The 16,709-nt window shown below is 71.1% G+C and carries 9 protein-coding genes, 1 tRNA gene and 1 pseudogene; 3 read left to right on the top strand and 8 right to left on the bottom strand.

The genetic code is table 11. From position 1 onward, the window contains the following. Positions 1–80 precede the first annotated feature (80 nt). The 3 genes from IH68_RS0133435 (at position 81) to IH68_RS0133425 (ending at position 4,096) form a co-directional block, all read left to right on the top strand. Positions 81–2,015, top strand: coding sequence for a non-ribosomal peptide synthetase (locus tag IH68_RS0133435; protein ID WP_051833858.1), 1,935 nt, complete (start codon positions 81–83; stop codon positions 2,013–2,015). Positions 2,016–2,151: 136 nt separating this feature from the next. After that, positions 2,152–3,144, top strand: a complete 993-nt coding sequence (locus IH68_RS0133430) for a helix-turn-helix transcriptional regulator (RefSeq protein WP_030942464.1) — start codon at positions 2,152–2,154, stop codon at positions 3,142–3,144. Between the two features lie 31 nt (positions 3,145–3,175). Then, entirely contained in the window at positions 3,176–4,096 is a 921-nt protein-coding gene (locus IH68_RS0133425) for an AfsR/SARP family transcriptional regulator (RefSeq protein WP_324607693.1), read from the top strand. Between the two features lie 36 nt (positions 4,097–4,132). On the opposite strand, the pseudogene IH68_RS53855 reads toward IH68_RS0133425, so the two are convergent. From IH68_RS53855 to IH68_RS0133390, 8 genes and pseudogenes are all read right to left on the bottom strand, one after another. Further along, positions 4,133–4,324, bottom strand: a pseudogene (locus IH68_RS53855) (JmjC domain-containing protein); the annotation flags it as partial. A 380-nt stretch (positions 4,325–4,704) separates the two neighbouring features. Continuing rightward, a tRNA-Thr gene (locus tag IH68_RS0133420) sits at positions 4,705–4,781 on the bottom strand. 107 nt (positions 4,782–4,888) lie between these two features. Then, positions 4,889–6,472, bottom strand: coding sequence for an alpha/beta hydrolase (locus IH68_RS0133415; protein ID WP_030942461.1), 1,584 nt, complete (start codon positions 6,470–6,472; stop codon positions 4,889–4,891). A gap of 106 nt (positions 6,473–6,578) precedes the next feature. Next, positions 6,579–7,784 carry a DNA polymerase III subunit delta' gene (locus tag IH68_RS0133410; protein ID WP_030942459.1) on the bottom strand — a complete coding sequence of 402 codons (1,206 nt, stop codon included), beginning with the start codon at positions 7,782–7,784 and terminating at the stop codon, positions 6,579–6,581. 346 nt (positions 7,785–8,130) lie between these two features. Then, on the bottom strand, positions 8,131–11,346 hold the full coding sequence (gene tmk / locus IH68_RS0133405) for a dTMP kinase (protein WP_030942457.1): 3,216 nt from the start codon (positions 11,344–11,346) through the stop codon (positions 8,131–8,133). A gap of 180 nt (positions 11,347–11,526) precedes the next feature. After that, positions 11,527–14,340 (bottom strand): type I DNA topoisomerase, encoded by a 2,814-nt coding sequence (topA, locus tag IH68_RS0133400; protein ID WP_030942456.1) that lies wholly within the window; start codon positions 14,338–14,340, stop codon positions 11,527–11,529. A gap of 249 nt (positions 14,341–14,589) precedes the next feature. After that, positions 14,590–14,787 carry a hypothetical protein gene (locus IH68_RS0133395; RefSeq protein ID WP_030942454.1) on the bottom strand — a complete coding sequence of 66 codons (198 nt, stop codon included), beginning with the start codon at positions 14,785–14,787 and terminating at the stop codon, positions 14,590–14,592. Positions 14,788–15,163: 376 nt separating this feature from the next. Further along, positions 15,164–16,699: a DUF7059 domain-containing protein gene (locus IH68_RS0133390; RefSeq protein ID WP_030942452.1), complete on the bottom strand. Its 1,536-nt coding sequence runs from the start codon at positions 16,697–16,699 to the stop codon at positions 15,164–15,166. Positions 16,700–16,709 lie beyond the last annotated feature (10 nt).

Raw genomic sequence — 16,709 nt, 5'->3', positions numbered from 1 at the left:
GACCCCGTACGAGCGGGGGCGGAGGCCTCCTCCGCCCCCGTCGTGTCACATCCGCACCACCGACGTCTGGAAAGAACACCGTGGGAAACCTGACGAACGCGACTGTGCCGCATGCCCTGACCGGCCCGGAACTCCCCCTGCCAAAGCTGCCGTTGCCGGAACTCCTCGACGGCGTCGCCGCCGCGCGACCGGACGCGACCGCCTTGGTGGCTCCGGACGCGACCTGCACCTTCGGAGAACTCCTCGGCCGGGTGCGGCGGTTGGCGCGCCTGCTGCTGGACCGGGGCATCGCCGCCGAGGACATCGTGGCCGTACTGCTGCCCCGCACCTCCGACTCGATCGTGGCCCTGCTCGCCGTCCTCACCGCCGGTGCCACCCATCTGCCGGTGGACGGCGGCTACCCGCACCGGCGCATCACGGCCATGCTCACCGACGCGCGGCCAGACCTCCTGATCACCACGTCCGCCCTCGCCGTGCCGCCCGGATGCGACGCCCCCGTGCTGCTCCTGGACGATCCGGAGGTCGCCGCCGCGCTCGCCGCCAGTTCGCCGGCACCGCTGGGCCCGGCCGACCGGGCCCGGCCGATCGCGCCCCACGACGCCGCCTACGTGCTGTTCACCTCGGGGTCGACCGGCCGCCCCAAAGGGATCGTCGTCGAACACCGCTCCCTGGCCAACCTGTTCGCCTCGCACCGCGAGCTGTTCTTCGGCCCCGCCACCGCCCATCTCGGCCGGACCCGGCTGCGGGTGGCCCACACCGCCGCCCAGTCCTTCGACGCCTCGTGGGACCCGGTGCTGTGGCTCTTCGAGGGACACGAACTGCACCTGGTCGACGACAGGACCCGCCGGGACCCGTCGCTGCTGGTCGAGTACCTGGTGGAGCAGCGCGTCGACGTCGTCGAGACGACCCCGACCTTCGCCGAACAGCTCGACCACAACGGCCTGTTCGACCCGTCCCACCCGCACCGCCCTGGCGTGCTCGCCCTCGGCGGCGAGGATGTCGGCCCCGCGCAGTGGCAGCGGCTGCGGACGCTGCCACGGCTGCTCGCACTGAATCTGTACGGCCCCAGCGAGTGCACCGTCGACGCGTTCCTCGCACGGCTGTCCGCGCACCCGGAGCCCGCCATCGGGCTGCCGGTTGCCAACACACGGGCCTACGTCCTGGACGAGCGGCGACGGCCGAGCCCGCCCGGGGAGACGGGAGAGCTCCATCTCGCGGGCCCGGGGGTGGCCCGCGGCTATCTCAACCGACCCGACCTGACCGCCGAGCGCTTCCTCGCCGACCCGTGGTGGCCACAGGGCGGGACCATGTACCGCACGGGAGACCTGGTGCGGCGGGCACCCGACGGCACGCTCGTCTTCGTGGGGCGGGCAGACGGGCAGGTCAAGCTCCGCGGGCAGCGGCTGGAGCTCGGCGAGATCGAAGCCGTACTGCTGCGTCACGACAGCGTGGCGCAGGTCGTGGCGGTACTGCACGAGGAGGCTCCCGGCGTGCGGCACCTCGTCTCGTACGTGGTGCCCGCCCGTGGCCGGCGGTGCGTGCCCGGGGAGTTGCTGGCCCACGCGGCCGGGGAGCTGGCCGCCTACATGGTGCCGTCCGCCGTCGTACCGGTGGACGTGCTTCCGCTGACCCCCAACGGCAAGCTGGACCGGGCCGCGCTGCCGCGCCCGGTCTTCGGCGGAGCGACGACCGGACCGGGGCCCGGTACTCCGACGGAGCGGCTGCTGTGCCGGCTGTTCTCGGAGGCTCTCGGTGGCACGGACATCGGGCCACGGGACGACTTCTTCGAGCGCGGAGGGGACAGCATGGCCGCCATCCGCGTCGTCTCCGCCGCCCGCGAGCGGGGACTGACACTGCGGCTCCAGGACGTCTTCGAACACCGTCGAGCCGACGACCTGGCCGAGGCGGTCGACGGCTGCCGGGCCGATGACGGGAATCTCTTGGCAAAGATTCACCACGAAGACCAGGGCAGGAAAACACCTTTTCACAATCCGCCGCCGAAACCGGGCCGGTGACAGCGCGGGCACCCACGATAGCTCCGCGATAGCGAGAAGAAAGCGCATTCGCGTTGTGTGGGTGCCGAACAAAAGGGAGGTCGAGTAATGGAACCGATTCCATACAGCGACCATCTGACAACGGAGAGTGAGGGCGATGTTCGGACTGCTGGGCCTCGCACCGGTGCAGGAGGCCGTATACCAGGCCGTTCACGACTGGCCGCAGTTGTCCACCGGTGAGCTCGCCGCGAAGCTCGGCTTACCGGAGGACGAGGTCAAGGAAGCCCTCGACGACCTGGTCGAACTGCGCATCATACGGACGTCGCACGAGCGACCGGACCGGCATTACGCGGTGGATCCCCTGCTGGCGCTCCAGGAACTGCTGACCCGCGAGCAGGAGCAAATGCTGGCCCGCTACGAGAGGATCATGGCCGGTCACACCACGATCCTGCGCATTCTGATGGCACAGAAAATCCGCAACACCCCCGACCGCCCGGACGGCGAGGGCTCCGCCCAGCTGCTCGTCAGCGCGGACGCCGTTCAGCAGCGGCTGGAGCTGCTCTCGGAACAGGCACAGCACTCCGTCGTGGCCTTCATGCCCGACGGGCCGCAGGCCTCCAAACTGGAGCTCTGGCGCCGCGATGCCAGGCGCGTGCTGGACAGGGGAGCCTCCGTCAGGGTCGTCGGCCTCACCTCGATCCGCGAGAACGAGGCGGCGCTGAAGCACGCGCGATGGCTCGCCGAGCAGGGCAGCGAGTTCCGTACGGCACAGACCATGCCTCCCCCGATGGTCCTGGTGGACAGCCGGACAGCCATTCTCCTCGCCGACCCGCGGGACAGCGGCAAGGGCGGGCTGCTCATCACGCAACCGGCGCTCACCAACTTCCTGGCGACACTGTTCGAACAGGTCTGGGACGGGGCCGTCCCTCTGGGGACCTCCCAGCACCCGGACGAGATCACGGGGCCCTCGGCACAGGAGAGACAGCTGCTCATGCTCATCGCGCAGGGCCACACGGACGAGGTGGCGGCCTCGAAGCTGAGCATCTCCTCGCGGACGGCGCGGCGGATGATGGCTTCCTTAATGAAACGCCTTGACGCGCGCAGTCGATTCGAAGCGGGTGTGCGAGCGGCCCAAAACGGTTGGCTGTAGCGGAGGTTACGGGCGCTTGCTGCGCGTGACCATGTTGCTACACTCTGGGTCCCCGTCCGAAAGCAATGCCTCCAGAAGGCGAAGCATGACCATCGCTTTTCGCATCCTCGGTCCACTTCAAGTGACAGGACCTCTAGGGGCTATCTCGATCCCGGCGGCGCGGCAACGCGCCATTCTCTCCGCACTGATTTTCAACGCCGCCAAAGTGGTGTCGGCGGATCGGCTGGCGGAAGTCGCATGGGGACATTCCGCGCCGCGTACCGCCAACACCCAGATCCAGATCTGCATATCCAAGCTCCGACGCGCCCTGGAAGGCGTCGGACTCCCAGACCGAATCCTCACCGTCTCCCCCGGCTACCGGCTGGTCGCCGACGAGAACGAGATCGATCTGTTCGTGTTCGAACGACGGGTGGCCGCCGCGCTCAAAACCATCCGTCAGCGCCCGGGCGCCCGGCTCCTCGCCCAGGCGGTCGCCTCGGCCCGGCATGCGCTCGAAGTCTTCCCCGCCGAGCCGCTGCCCGGCGTCGACAGCCACGTGCTCCAAGGCTGCGTCCGGCAGTTGTTCGAGCACCGCCTGCACATCCTGGAGGAGTGCCTCGACGCCCAACTGAGCCTGGGCCAGGCCGCCGACGTACTCGACGACACCGCACGGCTCGTCGCCGAACATCCCCTGCGGGGCAGGCTCCAGTGCATCCATATGCGGGCGCTCCAGCAGCTCGGCAGAAGGGCCGAGGCCATCGCCGCCTACCGGGAAACCCGGCGGGCGTACCGGGAACAACTCGGCGTGGAACCCGACCCCGAGCTCCGCAGACTGCTGGAGGACATCCTGCGCGACCTGACCTCCCCCGGCACCGCCCCCGTCCCGACCCTCCGCGTCGACAAGCCCAGCCGCCCGCCGCAGGAACCGTGGCAGACACGGACCGGAAACAGCCGCCACCTGCCTCGCCCTTGAGTACGGCCAAGCCCCCCGGCATCAAACCCGTGACCAGCGCATTGCGACTTCTTCGACGGGTGCGCCTGCCGGAGGCTCCGGGGCTTCGGTGTCCTGGTGAAGCGGGTTGATCCGGGTCGGCCCGTAGAGGCACCACCGCTTGACCCCTTCGAGCTGGACCACGATGACGTCGTGGTCGTCCCAGTGGGTGCCGAAGCCCTCCGTCGCGGTCCAAGACGCATAGCCAGACGCGACAGCGGCCCCGTGCCGGCAACAAGACGCCGGCCGCTTCCCCTGCGCACAGGCGCACACGGAGTGGGTCGACCCTGCGGTTGTCGAGATCTCACAACTTTGCTTGCGTCAGCGCAGCTCTGACCTGAGCACCCTCCGCACGATCGCTGCACGCGCGGCCACCAAATGGCCACCAGCCCGAACCAGGTGACCCTGGACAGGCCGACACGAACGAGAGAAAGCCCAGGTCACAGCCATACAATGCGCATCGGCCACTGGCCGTCAACCTCGGACCTACGCAGTGCGATGCGTGGACCGCATGTGGCCGTTCAGCCCTGATTCCAAGGTCACTCGAACCGGAGAAACCCCAGATCAAAGACATGACCTGGGGTTCACCATGGAGCCGCCTTCGGGATTCGAACCCGAGACCTACGCATTACGAGTGCGTTGCTCTGGCCATCTGAGCTAAGGCGGCGCGCTGTCCGCACCATGGTGCGATCAGCAACGTCGGTAAGTCTACACAGTTTCGATGGGTGCTCCGCACCAGCCCCGGGCAGTGGCTCCGCGGGGCTGGTCGCAGGGCTATGAGCAGCGCTTTCCCTTGGTCGGAGGGGTTCCGCGGAGCAAGTATGCGTCGATCGTGGAGTCGATGCAGGTGCTGCCGCGGCCGAAGGCGGTGTGGCCGTCGCCCTCGTAGGTGAGGAGGCGGGCCGAGGTGAGCTGGCGGGACAGGGACTGGGCCCAGCGGTACGGGGTCGCCGGGTCGCGGGTGGTGCCGACCACGACGATCGGGGCCGCGCCCTTCGCCTTGATGCGGTGCGGGGCGCCGGTGGGCTGCACCGGCCAGTACGCGCAGTTCAGGGAGGCCCAGGCGAGGCCCCTGCCGAAGACCGGCGAGGCCTCCTCGAAGGACGGGAGCGCCTTCTCCACCTGTTCCGGGCCGGCGAAGGCACCCGGGAGGTCCAGGCAGTTCACGGCGGCGTTGGCGGACATCAGGTTCGTGTAGCGGCCCTTGGCGTCGCGCTCGTAGTAGCTGTCGGAGAGAACGAGCAGGCCCGCGCCGTCCTTCTCCTTCATGGCCGAGGTCAGCGCCTCGCGCAGCTGTGCCCACGTGCCCTGGTCGTACATCGCCGCGATCACGCCGGTGGTGGCGAGGGCCTCGCCGAGCTTGCGGCCGTCGGCGTCGCCGGTGGGGATGGGTTGCGCGTCCAGTTCCTTGAAGAAGGCGCTGAGGTTGTCGCCGACCTGGGCGGGCGTGGTGCCCTTGCCGCCGAGCGGGCAGTCGGGCTGCTGCACGCAGTCCTTCGCGAAGGACTGGAACGCCGTCTCGAATCCCGCGGTCTGGTCCCTGTTCAGTTCCCGGCTGCTCAGCGAGGGGTCCATCGCGCCGTCCAGCACCAGCCGGCCCACCCGGTCCGGGAAGAGTCCGGCGTACGTCGCCCCGAGGAACGTCCCGTACGACGCCCCCACATACGTCAGCTTCGAGTCCCCCAGCACCGCCCGCAGGATGTCCATGTCACGGGCCGCCTCGACAGTGGAGACGTGTCGCAGCAGCTCCGCCGAGTGCTTCCCGCAGCTCTCCGCGAACTTCTGGTACGCGTCGACCAGTTCGGTCGTCTCCTCGGGGCTGTCCGGTGTGGTGTCCGTCTGTGTGTACGTGTCCATCTGCCGGCCGTCGAGGCATTCGACGGGCTCGCTGCGGGCTACTCCGCGCGGATCGACGGCGACCATGTCGTAGCGGGCGCGGACCTCGGCCGGGTAGCCGACACCGGCGTACTGCTGCAGGTACCCGATCGCCGAGCCACCCGGCCCGCCCGGGTTCACCAGCAGGGAACCGAGTGGCCGGCCCTTGCCGGTGGCCTTCTTGCGGGCGACAGCGAGCCGTACGTCCCCGGCGTCCGGCCTGGCGTAGTCGAGGGGTGCCTTCATCGTGGCGCACTCGAAGCCCGCGGTACCGCAGGTGCGCCAGCTCAGCTTCTGCCCGTAGTAGGGCGAGAGAGCGGACGGTGTCGACCGCGGCAGCGCGGCCAGCACCGCATCCGCCGCAGTGCCGCCGGTGCTCGCGGTGCCTCCGGAGGAGCAGGCGGAGACGAGCAGTGCGGCCGCGGCGAGGAGGGTGGCTGCGGTTCTGGGACGGCAGGAACGGGAGCTGCGCCTGATGTACATCACGCGAGCGTAACTCTGTGCAGCCATTCAGATGCGTTCCGTGCACACCGTGGCTCGTACGAATTACCTCGTCAACTTCCCGTTGATCACCGGCCTTCGCGTGCGGTCAGCCCGCTCTGAGTGCCATCGTCATCGCCTCCACCGCCAGCAGCGGAGCCACGTTGCGGTCGAGGGCCTCCCGGCAGGCGGCGATCGCCTCGATGCGGCGGAGGGTGGACTCGGGGGAGCCGGCGCGGGCGAGGCGCTCCAGGGTGTCCTCGGCGTCCGCGTTGGCGAGGGCCACGCGGGTGCCGAGCTGGAGGGCCAGCACGTCGCGGTAGAAGCCGGTGAGGTCGGTCAGGGCGAGGTCGAGGCTGTCGCGCTGTGTACGCGTTCTGCGCCGCTTCTGCTTGTCCTCCAAGTCCTTCATCACACCCGCCGTGCCGCGCGGCATCCGGCCGCCCTGGCCTGCGCCCATCGCCGCTTTCAGCTCCTCGGTCTCCTTGCCGTCCCGCTCCTCGGCGAGCTGCTTGGCGTCCTCGGCGGCCGCGTCCACGAGCTCCTGGGCAGCCTTGAGGCAGCCTCCGACGTCCTCGACGCGCAGCGGCAGCTTCAGGACGGCGGCGCGGCGCTCGCGGGCGGCCGGGTCGGTGGCCAGGCGGCGGGCCCGGTCCACGTGCCCCTGCGTGGCGCGGGCCGCGGCCGCGGCCACGGGCGGTTCGATGCCTTCCCGTCGTACGAGCATGTCGGCGACGGCGTCCACCGAAGGCGTGAGTAGGTTCAGGTGCCGGCAGCGCGAGCGGATGGTGGGCAGGACGTCCTCGATGGAGGGGGCGCACAACAGCCAGACCGTACGCGGGGCGGGCTCCTCCACGGCTTTCAGGACGGCGTTGGCGGACTTCTCGTTCAGCCGCTCGGCGTCCTCGACGAGGATGACCTGCCAGCGGCCGTTGGCCGGCGAGGTGAACGACTTGCGGACGGTGTCACGCATGTCGTCGGCGAGGATCTGCGTGCCCACGGCGGCCACGGTGGTGACATCCGCGTGCGTGCCGACGAGGGCGGTGTGGCATCCGTCACAGAACCCGCAGCCCGGGGCCCCGCCGAGCGCACGGTCGGGGCTGACGCACTGCAGCGCTGCGGCGAACGCCCGCGCCGTCTGGTTCCGCCCCGCCCCCGGCGGCCCCGTGAACAGCCAGGCATGCGTCATCTTCGACGCCTCGGGCGGCGGCGTGCCGGCGGTGGCCGCGGTGACCAGCGCATCGGCGTCCCGGGCGGCGGCGCCGAGCTGCTCGGCCACCTTCTCCTGGCCGACGAGGTCGTCCCAGACGGTCATGCGCTCACCCCGCCCTTTCGTCACGTTTCACGTTGCGGGATCCATTGTGCGGGGCGGCACTGACAACGGCGGACGAGCGACCGCTGCCACCCCGGGGCAGGAAGACCGGTCCGGCAGCTCCACGCCTGGCACGATCGCACTGAGCAACAACTCAGCCGGTCAGCCAGTCTCCTACCACCGACCGCCACACCCCCGCGCGCACGCCGGGCCGGCCAGACCCACACCTCTGCGACCGCAACGAGGCGCAAACCAGCCGGCTCCCTACCAACCACCGGCACACCCCGGCACCGAGGCGGGGCGGTGCCGGCCCACCCTGCGACCGGGCCGGGCCACGGGCCGGCCGGCCTCAGCCCCGGCGTCCCCGGCCGCGCCTTCCGCGGCCCGCGCCGTCGTCGTCGTGCTCGTCCTCGCGCGGGCCGAGCAGTTCGTCCGCCAGCGTCGGCAGGTCGTCCAGCGGTGTCTCCTCGGCCCAGTCCGAGCGCGCCCGGCGCCTGGGCTCGCCGTCGGCGTCGACCTGCGGCATCTCCCGCGTGCGGTCCTCGGCGCCGTCCGGCCGTGCGGCCGCGCGCTCGTCCCGGAACAGCCCCGGCGGCACCCGATGCGCAGGGTCCTCGCCCCGCACGGGAGGCAGCAGAGCGGTCTCGTCCTCCGCGCCGGACGGCACCGGCGGCAGCACAGCCGTCTCGTCGGCCGCTCCCGGCACGACCGGCGGCAGCACGGCCGTCTCGTCCGTCGCCCCCGCGGGAGCCGGCGGCTGCGGCAGCTTCGCCGTCACCTCGGACTCGGACTCGCCGCTCCGCGCAGCGCCCGGCTTCTCCTCCCGCACCGGCCGCAGCACCGCGGTCTCCTCCACCGGGCCGCCCGACGCGTTCGTCGGTGTCACCACCGGCGTCGGCACCGTGGACGCCTCCTGCGGCACCGCGGGTGCCGCAGGCCGCCTGGGGCCCGCCTCCGCGGCGGCCGCGGCCTGCTCGGCGAGGCGCCTGGCCTCCTCGGCGCGCAGCAGCGCCTCCTCGGCCTTGCGCTGCTTCTCCAGGCGTCGCGCCTCGGCCTCGGCGTGCAGCCGGGCCTCTTCCTCTGCCTGCTTGCGCCGCCGGTCCTCCTCGGCCTTGCGGCGAGCCTCCTCCGCGGCGCGGGCCTTCTCCTCGGCGAGGAGACGTGCCTGCTCCTCCTCGGCACGGCGGCGCGCTTCCTCGGCACGCTGCCGGGCCTCCTCCGCCTGCCGTTCGGCCTCGCGACGCTGCGCCTCCTCCAGCTCGCGCCGCTTGCGCTCCTCCTCCTCGGCGCGCAGCCGCTCGAGCTGCTCCTGGCGCTCACGCTCCAGCCGCTCTTCCTCGGCCTTGCGCGCGGCCTCCTCCTCGGCCTTGCGGCGGGCCTCTTCCTCGGCCTTCTTCCGCGCCTCTTCCTGGGCCTTCACCTCGGCCTCGGACAGCGGCAGCATCTGGTCGAGCCGGTGCCGTACGACGGTGGTGACGGCCTCGGGCTCCTGGCCCGCGTCCACCACCAGGTACCGCCCGGGGTCGGCCGCGGCCAGCGTGAGGAAACCGGACCGCACGCGTGCATGGAACTCGGCCGGCTCCGACTCCAGCCGGTCCGGCGCCTCCGTGAACCGCTCGCGCGCGATGTCCGGCGAGACGTCGAGGAGCACGGTCAGATGCGGTACGAGTCCGTTCGTCGCCCAGCGGTTGATGCGGGCGATCTCAGTCGGGGACAGGTCACGGCCCGCCCCCTGGTAGGCCACCGAGGAGTCGATGTAGCGGTCGGAGATGACCACCGCGCCCCGCTCCAGCGCGGGCCGGACCACGGTGTCCACGTGTTCCGCGCGGTCCGCCGCGTACAGCAGGGCCTCCGCCCGGTGGGACAGCCCCGCGCTGGACACGTCCAGCAGGATCGACCGCAGCCGCTTGCCCACCGGCGTGGCCCCCGGCTCGCGGGTCAGCACGACCTCGTGGCCCTTGGCGCGGATCCACTCGGCGAGGGCCTCGGCCTGCGTGGACTTGCCGGCCCCGTCGCCGCCCTCCAGGGCGATGAAGAAACCATTCGAGGCCGGTACGGTCACCGGGTCGTCGCCACCCAGCAGCGCGTCCCGCAGGTCGTGCCGCAGCGGCACGCCCGAGCGGTCGTCGACCTTGGCCAGCACCAGTGCGGCCACCGGCAGCAGCAGTGCCCCGACCAGCATCAGCGTGAACGCGGCGCCGCCGTGTGCGAACACGAACTTGCCGTTCTCCAGCCGGTGCGGCCCGATCCCCGCGGCCACCACGGGCGCGATCACCGCGCCGAGCGCCACACACACGCGTACCACCGCGTGCAGGTGCTCCGTGGTACGCGCCCGCCGGTAGTCCTCGGCCTCCTGGTCGAGCAGCGTGTGCCCGGTGTTGGCGGCCACGCCCGCGCCGATACCGGCCAGCGCGACGATCAGCATGACCGTGGTGACGTCCGGGACGAGCCCGGCGGCCAGCAGCGCGACGCCGGTGAAGGCGATCGCCAGCGCGAGCAGCCGGCGCCGCGACAGGGTCGGCAGCACGGAAGGCGCCGTACGGATGCCGACGACGACACCGCCCGTCAGCGCGAGCACCAGCAGCCCGTACGTCACCGGGCCGCCGCCCAGGTCCTTGGCGTGCAGCACGCAGACGGCGACGGCCGCGGAGATCGCCCCGGCGACGGCGGCGGCCGAGAGCACCAGCAGTGGGATGGCGCCCGTGCGGCCCTTGTCCACGCCCGTGCCCGTCTTGGGGCGGCGCAGCCCCTCGAGCGGCGAACGCGCGCGCGGGGTCCGCGTGTCGGGCAGCTCCAGGAAGGTCACCACGGACAGGGACGCGGCGAACAGCCCGGCCGCCACATACGAGGCGAGGGCCGCCTGGTGCTGGTCGAACCAGGCAAGACCGGTGCCGAGCAGGTTGTTGAGCAGGCCCGCGACGACGAGCGCGGCGGCCGCCAGCGGGATCGCCACGAAACTCGTACGCAGCGACAGGCGGCGCAGAGCGTCCATGTGGTCCGGCAGCGGTCGTACCGTCGCGCCCTCCGGGGGCGGGGCCGGCAGCAGGGCGGGCGCCGCGCTCTCGCGGCAGACCGTCCAGAAGCGCTCGGCGACTCCGGTGACGAAAGCCGTGACCAGCAGCACGGCGAGCGCGTTGTCGGGCGTCCAGTCGATCCACAGCGGCGCGACGATCAGCGCGGCGACCCGGACGCCGTCGGCACCGACCATGGTCCAGCGGCGGTCGAGCGGGCCCTCCTGAGAGGTGAGCGAGGTCAGCGGTCCGAGCAGGACGGCTCCGAAGAGCAGCGTCGCCAGGATGCGCACGCCGAAAACGGTCGCCACTGCGAACGCCACGCCCCGGTACCCACCGCCGAACGAGCCCTCGGCGATCGCCGTCTGAAGGGCGAGGAGGACCAGCACGAGGAGGGCGAGGGTGTCGCCGACTGAGCCCACGAGCTGTGCGCTCCACAGCCGTCGCAGCTGCGGTCGGCGCAGCAGGGCGCGGACGGCACGCTCGCGGGAGTCCGCAACAAGGGCGTCGTCGGGGGCCGGCTGGTGGGCCGTTGGCTGCTCGGCACGCGTCATGCATTCAGCCTATCGGGACCGACTGACAGGCCGGGGCGCGCGTGCGGACGTGCGCACGCCCCGACACCAAAGCGATATCGGGGCGTTCGTTTTGCGAAGCGTCCGTGGAGGAACCTGCCTCGGCTCAGTCGTCCTGACTCAGTGGTCCCGACTCAGTGGTCCCGACTCAGTGGTCCCGACTCAGTCGTCCGACGCCGTCGCCTTCTTCGCGGCGGTCGTCGTCTTCTTGGCGGTCGTCTTCTTCGCAGCCGTCGTCTTCTTGGCCGCCGTCTTCTTGGCGGCTGTCGCCTTCTTGGCCGGAGCCTTCTTCGCAGGTGCCTTCTTCGCCGTCTTCTTGGCGGGCGCCTTGGCCCGCTTCTCGGCGAGCAGTTCGAAGCCGCGCTCGGGGGTGATCTCCTCGACGCTGTCGCCGGAGCGCAGGGTCGCGTTCGTCTCCCCGTCGGTGACGTACGGCCCGAAGCGGCCGTCCTTGACGACCACGGGCTTCTCGCTGACCGGGTCGGTGCCCAGCTCCTTCAGCGGCGGCTTGGCGGCCGCGCGGCCACGCTGCTTGGGCTGCGAGTAGATCTCCAGCGCCTCTTCGAGCGTGATCGTGAAGAGCTGCTCCTCGGACTGCAGCGAACGCGAGTCCGTGCCCTTCTTCAGGTACGGCCCGTAGCGCCCGTTCTGCGCGGTGATCTCCTGGCCCTCGGCATCGGCGCCGACGACCCGCGGCAACGACATCAGCTTGAGCGCGTCCTCGAGCGTCACCGTGTCCAGCGACATCGACTTGAACAGCGAGGCCGTACGCGGCTTCACGGCGTTCTTGCCGGTCTTCGGGGTGCCCTCGGGGAGCACCTCGGTGACGTACGGGCCGTAGCGGCCGTCCCGGGCGATGATCTGGTGGCCGGTCTGCGGGTCGGCACCGAGCTCGAAGTCGCCGCTCGGCTTGGCGAGCAGTTCCTCCGCGAACTCGACGCTCAGCTCGTCCGGCGCGAGGTCCTCGGGCACGTCCGCCCGCTGGTGGCCCTCGGCGTCCTTCTCGCCGCGCTCGATGTACGGGCCGTAGCGCCCGACGCGCAGCACGATGCCGCTGCCCACCGGGAACGACGACACCTCGCGCGCGTCGATCGCACCCAGGTCGGTCACCAGCTCCTTGAGGCCGCCGAGGTGGTCCCCGTCGCCGTTGCCCGCCTCCGCGGCGTTGCCGTTGTCGGTGCCCTCGCCGAAGTAGAAGCGCTTCAGCCACGGCACGGACTGCGCCTCGCCGCGGGCGATGCGGTCGAGGTCGTCCTCCATCTTGGCCGTGAAGTCGTAGTCGACGAGCCGCCCGAAGTGCTTCTCCAGGAGGTTGACCACGGCGAAGGACAGGAAGGACGGGACGAGTGCCGTGCCCTTCTTGAAGACATAGCCACGGTCGAGGATCGTGCCGATGATCGACGCGTACGTCGAGGGGCGGCCGATCTCGCGCTCTTCGAGCTCCTTGACCAGGCTGGCCTCGGTGTAACGGGCCGGGGGCTTGGTGGCGTGCCCGTCGACCGTGATCTCCTCGGCGCTGAGCCGGTCGCCCTCGGCGACCTGCGGCAGCCGGCGCTCGCGGTCGTCCAGCTCTGCGTTCGGGTCGTCGGCGCCCTCCACGTAGGCCTTCAGGAAGCCGTGGAAGGTGATCGTCTTGCCGGACGCGCTGAACTCGACGTCCCGGCCGTCGGCGGCCGCGCCACCGATCTTCACGGTGACGGAGTTGCCGGTCGCGTCCTTCATCTGGGAGGCGACGGTCCGCTTCCAGATCAGCTCGTAGAGCTTGAACTGGTCGCCGGTCAGTCCCGTCTCCGCCGGCGTGCGGAAACGATCACCCGAGGGCCGGATCGCCTCGTGCGCCTCCTGCGCGTTCTTGACCTTGCCGGCGTACGTCCGCGGGGCCGACGGCAGGTAGTCGGCGCCGTACAGCTGCGTGACCTGCGCGCGGGCGGCAGCCACGGCGGTGTCGCTCAGCGTCGTGGAGTCCGTACGCATGTAGGTGATGTAGCCGTTCTCGTACAGCTTCTGCGCGACCTGCATGGTGGCCTTCGCGCCGAAGCCGAGCTTGCGGCTCGCCTCCTGCTGCAGCGTCGTCGTACGGAACGGGGCGTACGGCGAGCGGCGGTACGGCTTGGACTCGACCGACCGCACCGAGAACTGCGTGTTCTCCAGGGCGGCGGCGAGGGCGCGGGCGTTCGCCTCGTCGAGGTGGAGGGTGTTCGCGCTCTTGAGTTGTCCCAGGGAGTCGAAGTCGCGGCCCTGCGCGACCCGCCTGCCATCGACGGTCTGCAGGCGGGCGACCAGCGACGACGGGTCCGACGAATCCCCCGCGCGGCCGGTCGCGAAGGTGCCCGTCAGGTCCCAGTACTCGGCAGAACGAAACGCGATGCGCTCGCGTTCCCGCTCCACCACAAGTCGTGTCGCGACGGACTGGACGCGGCCGGCCGACAGCCGCGGCATGACCTTCTTCCACAGGACCGGCGAGACCTCGTAGCCGTAGAGACGGTCGAGGATGCGGCGGGTCTCCTGGGCGTCGACCATGCGCTTGTTGAGGTCGCGCGGGTTGGCGACGGCCTCGCGGATCGCGTCCTTGGTGATCTCGTGGAACACCATGCGCTTGACGGGGACCTTGGGCTTCAGCACCTCCAGGAGGTGCCACGCGATGGCCTCGCCCTCGCGGTCCTCATCGGTGGCGAGGAAGAGCTCGTCGGAGTCGGCGAGCAGGTCCTTGAGCTTCTTGACCTGGGCCCTCTTGTCGGCGTTGACCACATAGACCGGCTGGAAGTCGTGTTCGACGTCCACACCGAGGCGGCGGACCTCGCCGGTGTACTTCTCCGGCACCTCCGCGGCACCGTTGGGAAGGTCGCGGATGTGCCCGACGCTCGCCTCGACGATGTAGCCGGGGCCGAGGTAGCCCTTGATCGTCTTCGCCTTGGCAGGCGACTCGACGATGACGAGTCGGCGGCCGCCGTGTGCGGTCTCGCTGGTCGGGGACAACTTCGCTCTTCTCTCCGGTCGACGCTGGGGCCTCCCCGGGGGTTTCTCGGTCCCGGGGGCGGGTCGTGGTGACGCTGCGGAGTGTGACGGTACATCCCGCCCCCGTGTCAAACGGGAAAAGCCCGCAACGGCCACTCGAACGGTAACCCGACTACCGCCATTCCTGCCGCCCGGAGTACCCACCGGTCTTTTCGAGCCTGTCCGGAGGATCACCTCTCAATTAACCAAGCCGCAGCTCCGGGGCGGCTTTCAGACCCGGGTGAGGCACCACGTTCCGAGGGCCAGCATGATCACCGAGGCAATGCTCGCGAGGGCCGCCGATGCGACGGGGTTCACACCGTGGGCGACCGGCTCGCGGTGCCGTACCCGGGCCACCGTCCATGCCAGCAGCGCCCCTCCGAACAGGGCGAACACCACTCCCGCGAAGATCGCCGGTCCGCTCTCCATGGCCTTCCGTGCCCCTTTTTTCCCGTTCACGAGTGCCCAGCCCGGCGAGACTGACACGCGTGGGCGGCGCACAGGCGAACCCGGGGTGAACGCGGAGCCGACGGACCCGGAGACTCACCCGGGACCGGGCCCCCGTCCGGCCCTCACCCACGGCCCCAGCCGTTCCCCTCCGCCACCCAGCCGTGCACGGGTGCGCTCGGGCCCGGCGCCAAGGTCGACTCGAATTGGTTGCTGCACAGCTTGTTCCCGCACAACTCGTTCGCTTTGTCGATGACCTTCTCGCAGCTCGATTTGCCAGGGGGCACGAACAGCCGCTGTGACAGACCCGAAAATCCGTGCCCGCGTCCCGAAAACGGCCCCCTTCGGTGCCCGGCCCCTACGCCGGCTCGAGGAATCCCTGCTCCACCAGCAGTCTGATCTGCGCCGGCGTACGGTCGCGCAGCAACACCGGGTCCTCGCCGACCAGTTGGGCGATCGCGTCCAGGATGCGGCCCGCGCTCAGTGAACCGTCGCAGACGCCCGCGAAACCCGCGCCCACCGTGTCCACCTTGGTGGCCCGGCGCATGCCGCGGTGCTGGCGCAGCACGACGTGCTCCGGGTCCTCGGCGCCGGGCAGTCCGACCTGCTCCTGGACGACCTCGGAGACGAGCCTGAAGTGCCCTGCCAGCAGGGCCGCGTCGTCGTGCGCACGCAGAAAGTCGAGGCGGTCGAAGTGCGCCCGCACCGTGTCGCCGAGCGGCTGCTCGACCGGATGCGGCCACTCCTCCACGGTGACCGAGGGCACCGCGGCCCCCGTCCTGCGCAGGGTGATCCAGCCGAACCCGACGGCCTTCACCTTGCGCGCCTCGAACTCGTCCAGCCATGCGTCGTAGTACGCCTGGTACTCGGCCGGGTCGCCCCGGTGGTCACCGGCGTCCCTGAGCCACAGCTCCGCGTACTGCGTGACGTCCTGGACCTCACGCTGCACGATCCACGCGTCGCAGCCGCGCGGCACCCACGACCTGATCCTGTCCTGCCAGTCCTCCCCTTCGACGTGCTGCCAGTTGGCGAGGAACTGCGCGAACCCGCCCTCGTTCAGCCGCTCCCCCGCCTGCTGAACGAGCGTGCGGCACAGATCGTCCCCGCTCATCCCGCCGTCCCGGTACGTCAGCCGCGCACCGGGCGAGATCACGAAGGGCGGGTTCGACACGATCAGGTCATACGTCTCGTCGTCGCGCACCGGCTCGAGCAGCGAGCCCTCGCGCAGCTCGGCCGCGGGGGCGCCGGACAGCGCCAGCGTGAGCGCGGTGATGTGCAGCGCGCGCGGGTTGAGATCGGTCGCCGTCACGCGCGTGGCGTGCTGCGCGGCGTGCAGCGCCTGGATGCCGGAGCCGGTGCCGAGGTCCAGGGCCGCGGAGACGGGCGTACGGACGGTGATGCCCGCAAGGGTCGTGGACGCGCCACCGACGCCGAGGACGACTCCTTCGTCACGGCTGCCGATCCCGCCCGCTCCACCGACCGCGCACCCCAGGTCCGACACGATGAACCAGTCCTCGCCGCCGGGCCCGCCGTACGGCCGTACATCCACGGTCGCGGCCACGTCGTCCTCGGAGTCTCCGCCGACGCGCACCAGCCAGCCGCTCTCCAGGCACTCCTCGACCGGCAGAACGTCGGCCACGCGCGCGTGCGGCACGGGCTGCTGCAGCAGGAACAACCGTACGAGCACCTCCAGCGGCGTGTCCCCGCGCGTCGCCCGCAGCGCGGGCACGGTCTCGCTGCGGGCCAGCGCCGCGTACGCGGGGGCGCCGAGCAGCTCGAGCAGCCCGTCGGCGGTGAAGGACGCCCCGAGGAGGGCGCCCCGCAGCCGGGCGACGACGTCGGAACGGCCGGTAGCAGGGGCAGCGGGCAGGGCGGGCAGACCTGAGGTACTCACGCCCCCCATT

The sequence above is a fragment of the Streptomyces sp. NRRL S-646 genome (assembly GCF_000720765.1).
Classification (GTDB): domain Bacteria; phylum Actinomycetota; class Actinomycetes; order Streptomycetales; family Streptomycetaceae; genus Streptomyces.
This window is presented reverse-complemented; position numbering and strand designations above follow the sequence as displayed.

Excerpts from the sequence above, each read along its gene's own strand:
- IH68_RS0133430 (WP_030942464.1), top strand. The coding sequence starts at position 2,152 with ATGTTCGGACTGCTGGGCCTCGCACCGGTGCAGGAGGCCGTATACCAG.
- IH68_RS0133425 (WP_324607693.1), top strand. The coding sequence starts at position 3,176 with ATGTTGCTACACTCTGGGTCCCCGTCCGAAAGCAATGCCTCCAGAAGG.
- IH68_RS0133415 (WP_030942461.1), bottom strand. The coding sequence starts at position 6,472 with ATGTACATCAGGCGCAGCTCCCGTTCCTGCCGTCCCAGAACCGCAGCC.
- IH68_RS0133410 (WP_030942459.1), bottom strand. The coding sequence starts at position 7,784 with ATGACCGTCTGGGACGACCTCGTCGGCCAGGAGAAGGTGGCCGAGCAG.
- tmk (WP_030942457.1), bottom strand. The coding sequence starts at position 11,346 with ATGACGCGTGCCGAGCAGCCAACGGCCCACCAGCCGGCCCCCGACGAC.
- IH68_RS0133395 (WP_030942454.1), bottom strand. The coding sequence starts at position 14,787 with ATGGAGAGCGGACCGGCGATCTTCGCGGGAGTGGTGTTCGCCCTGTTC.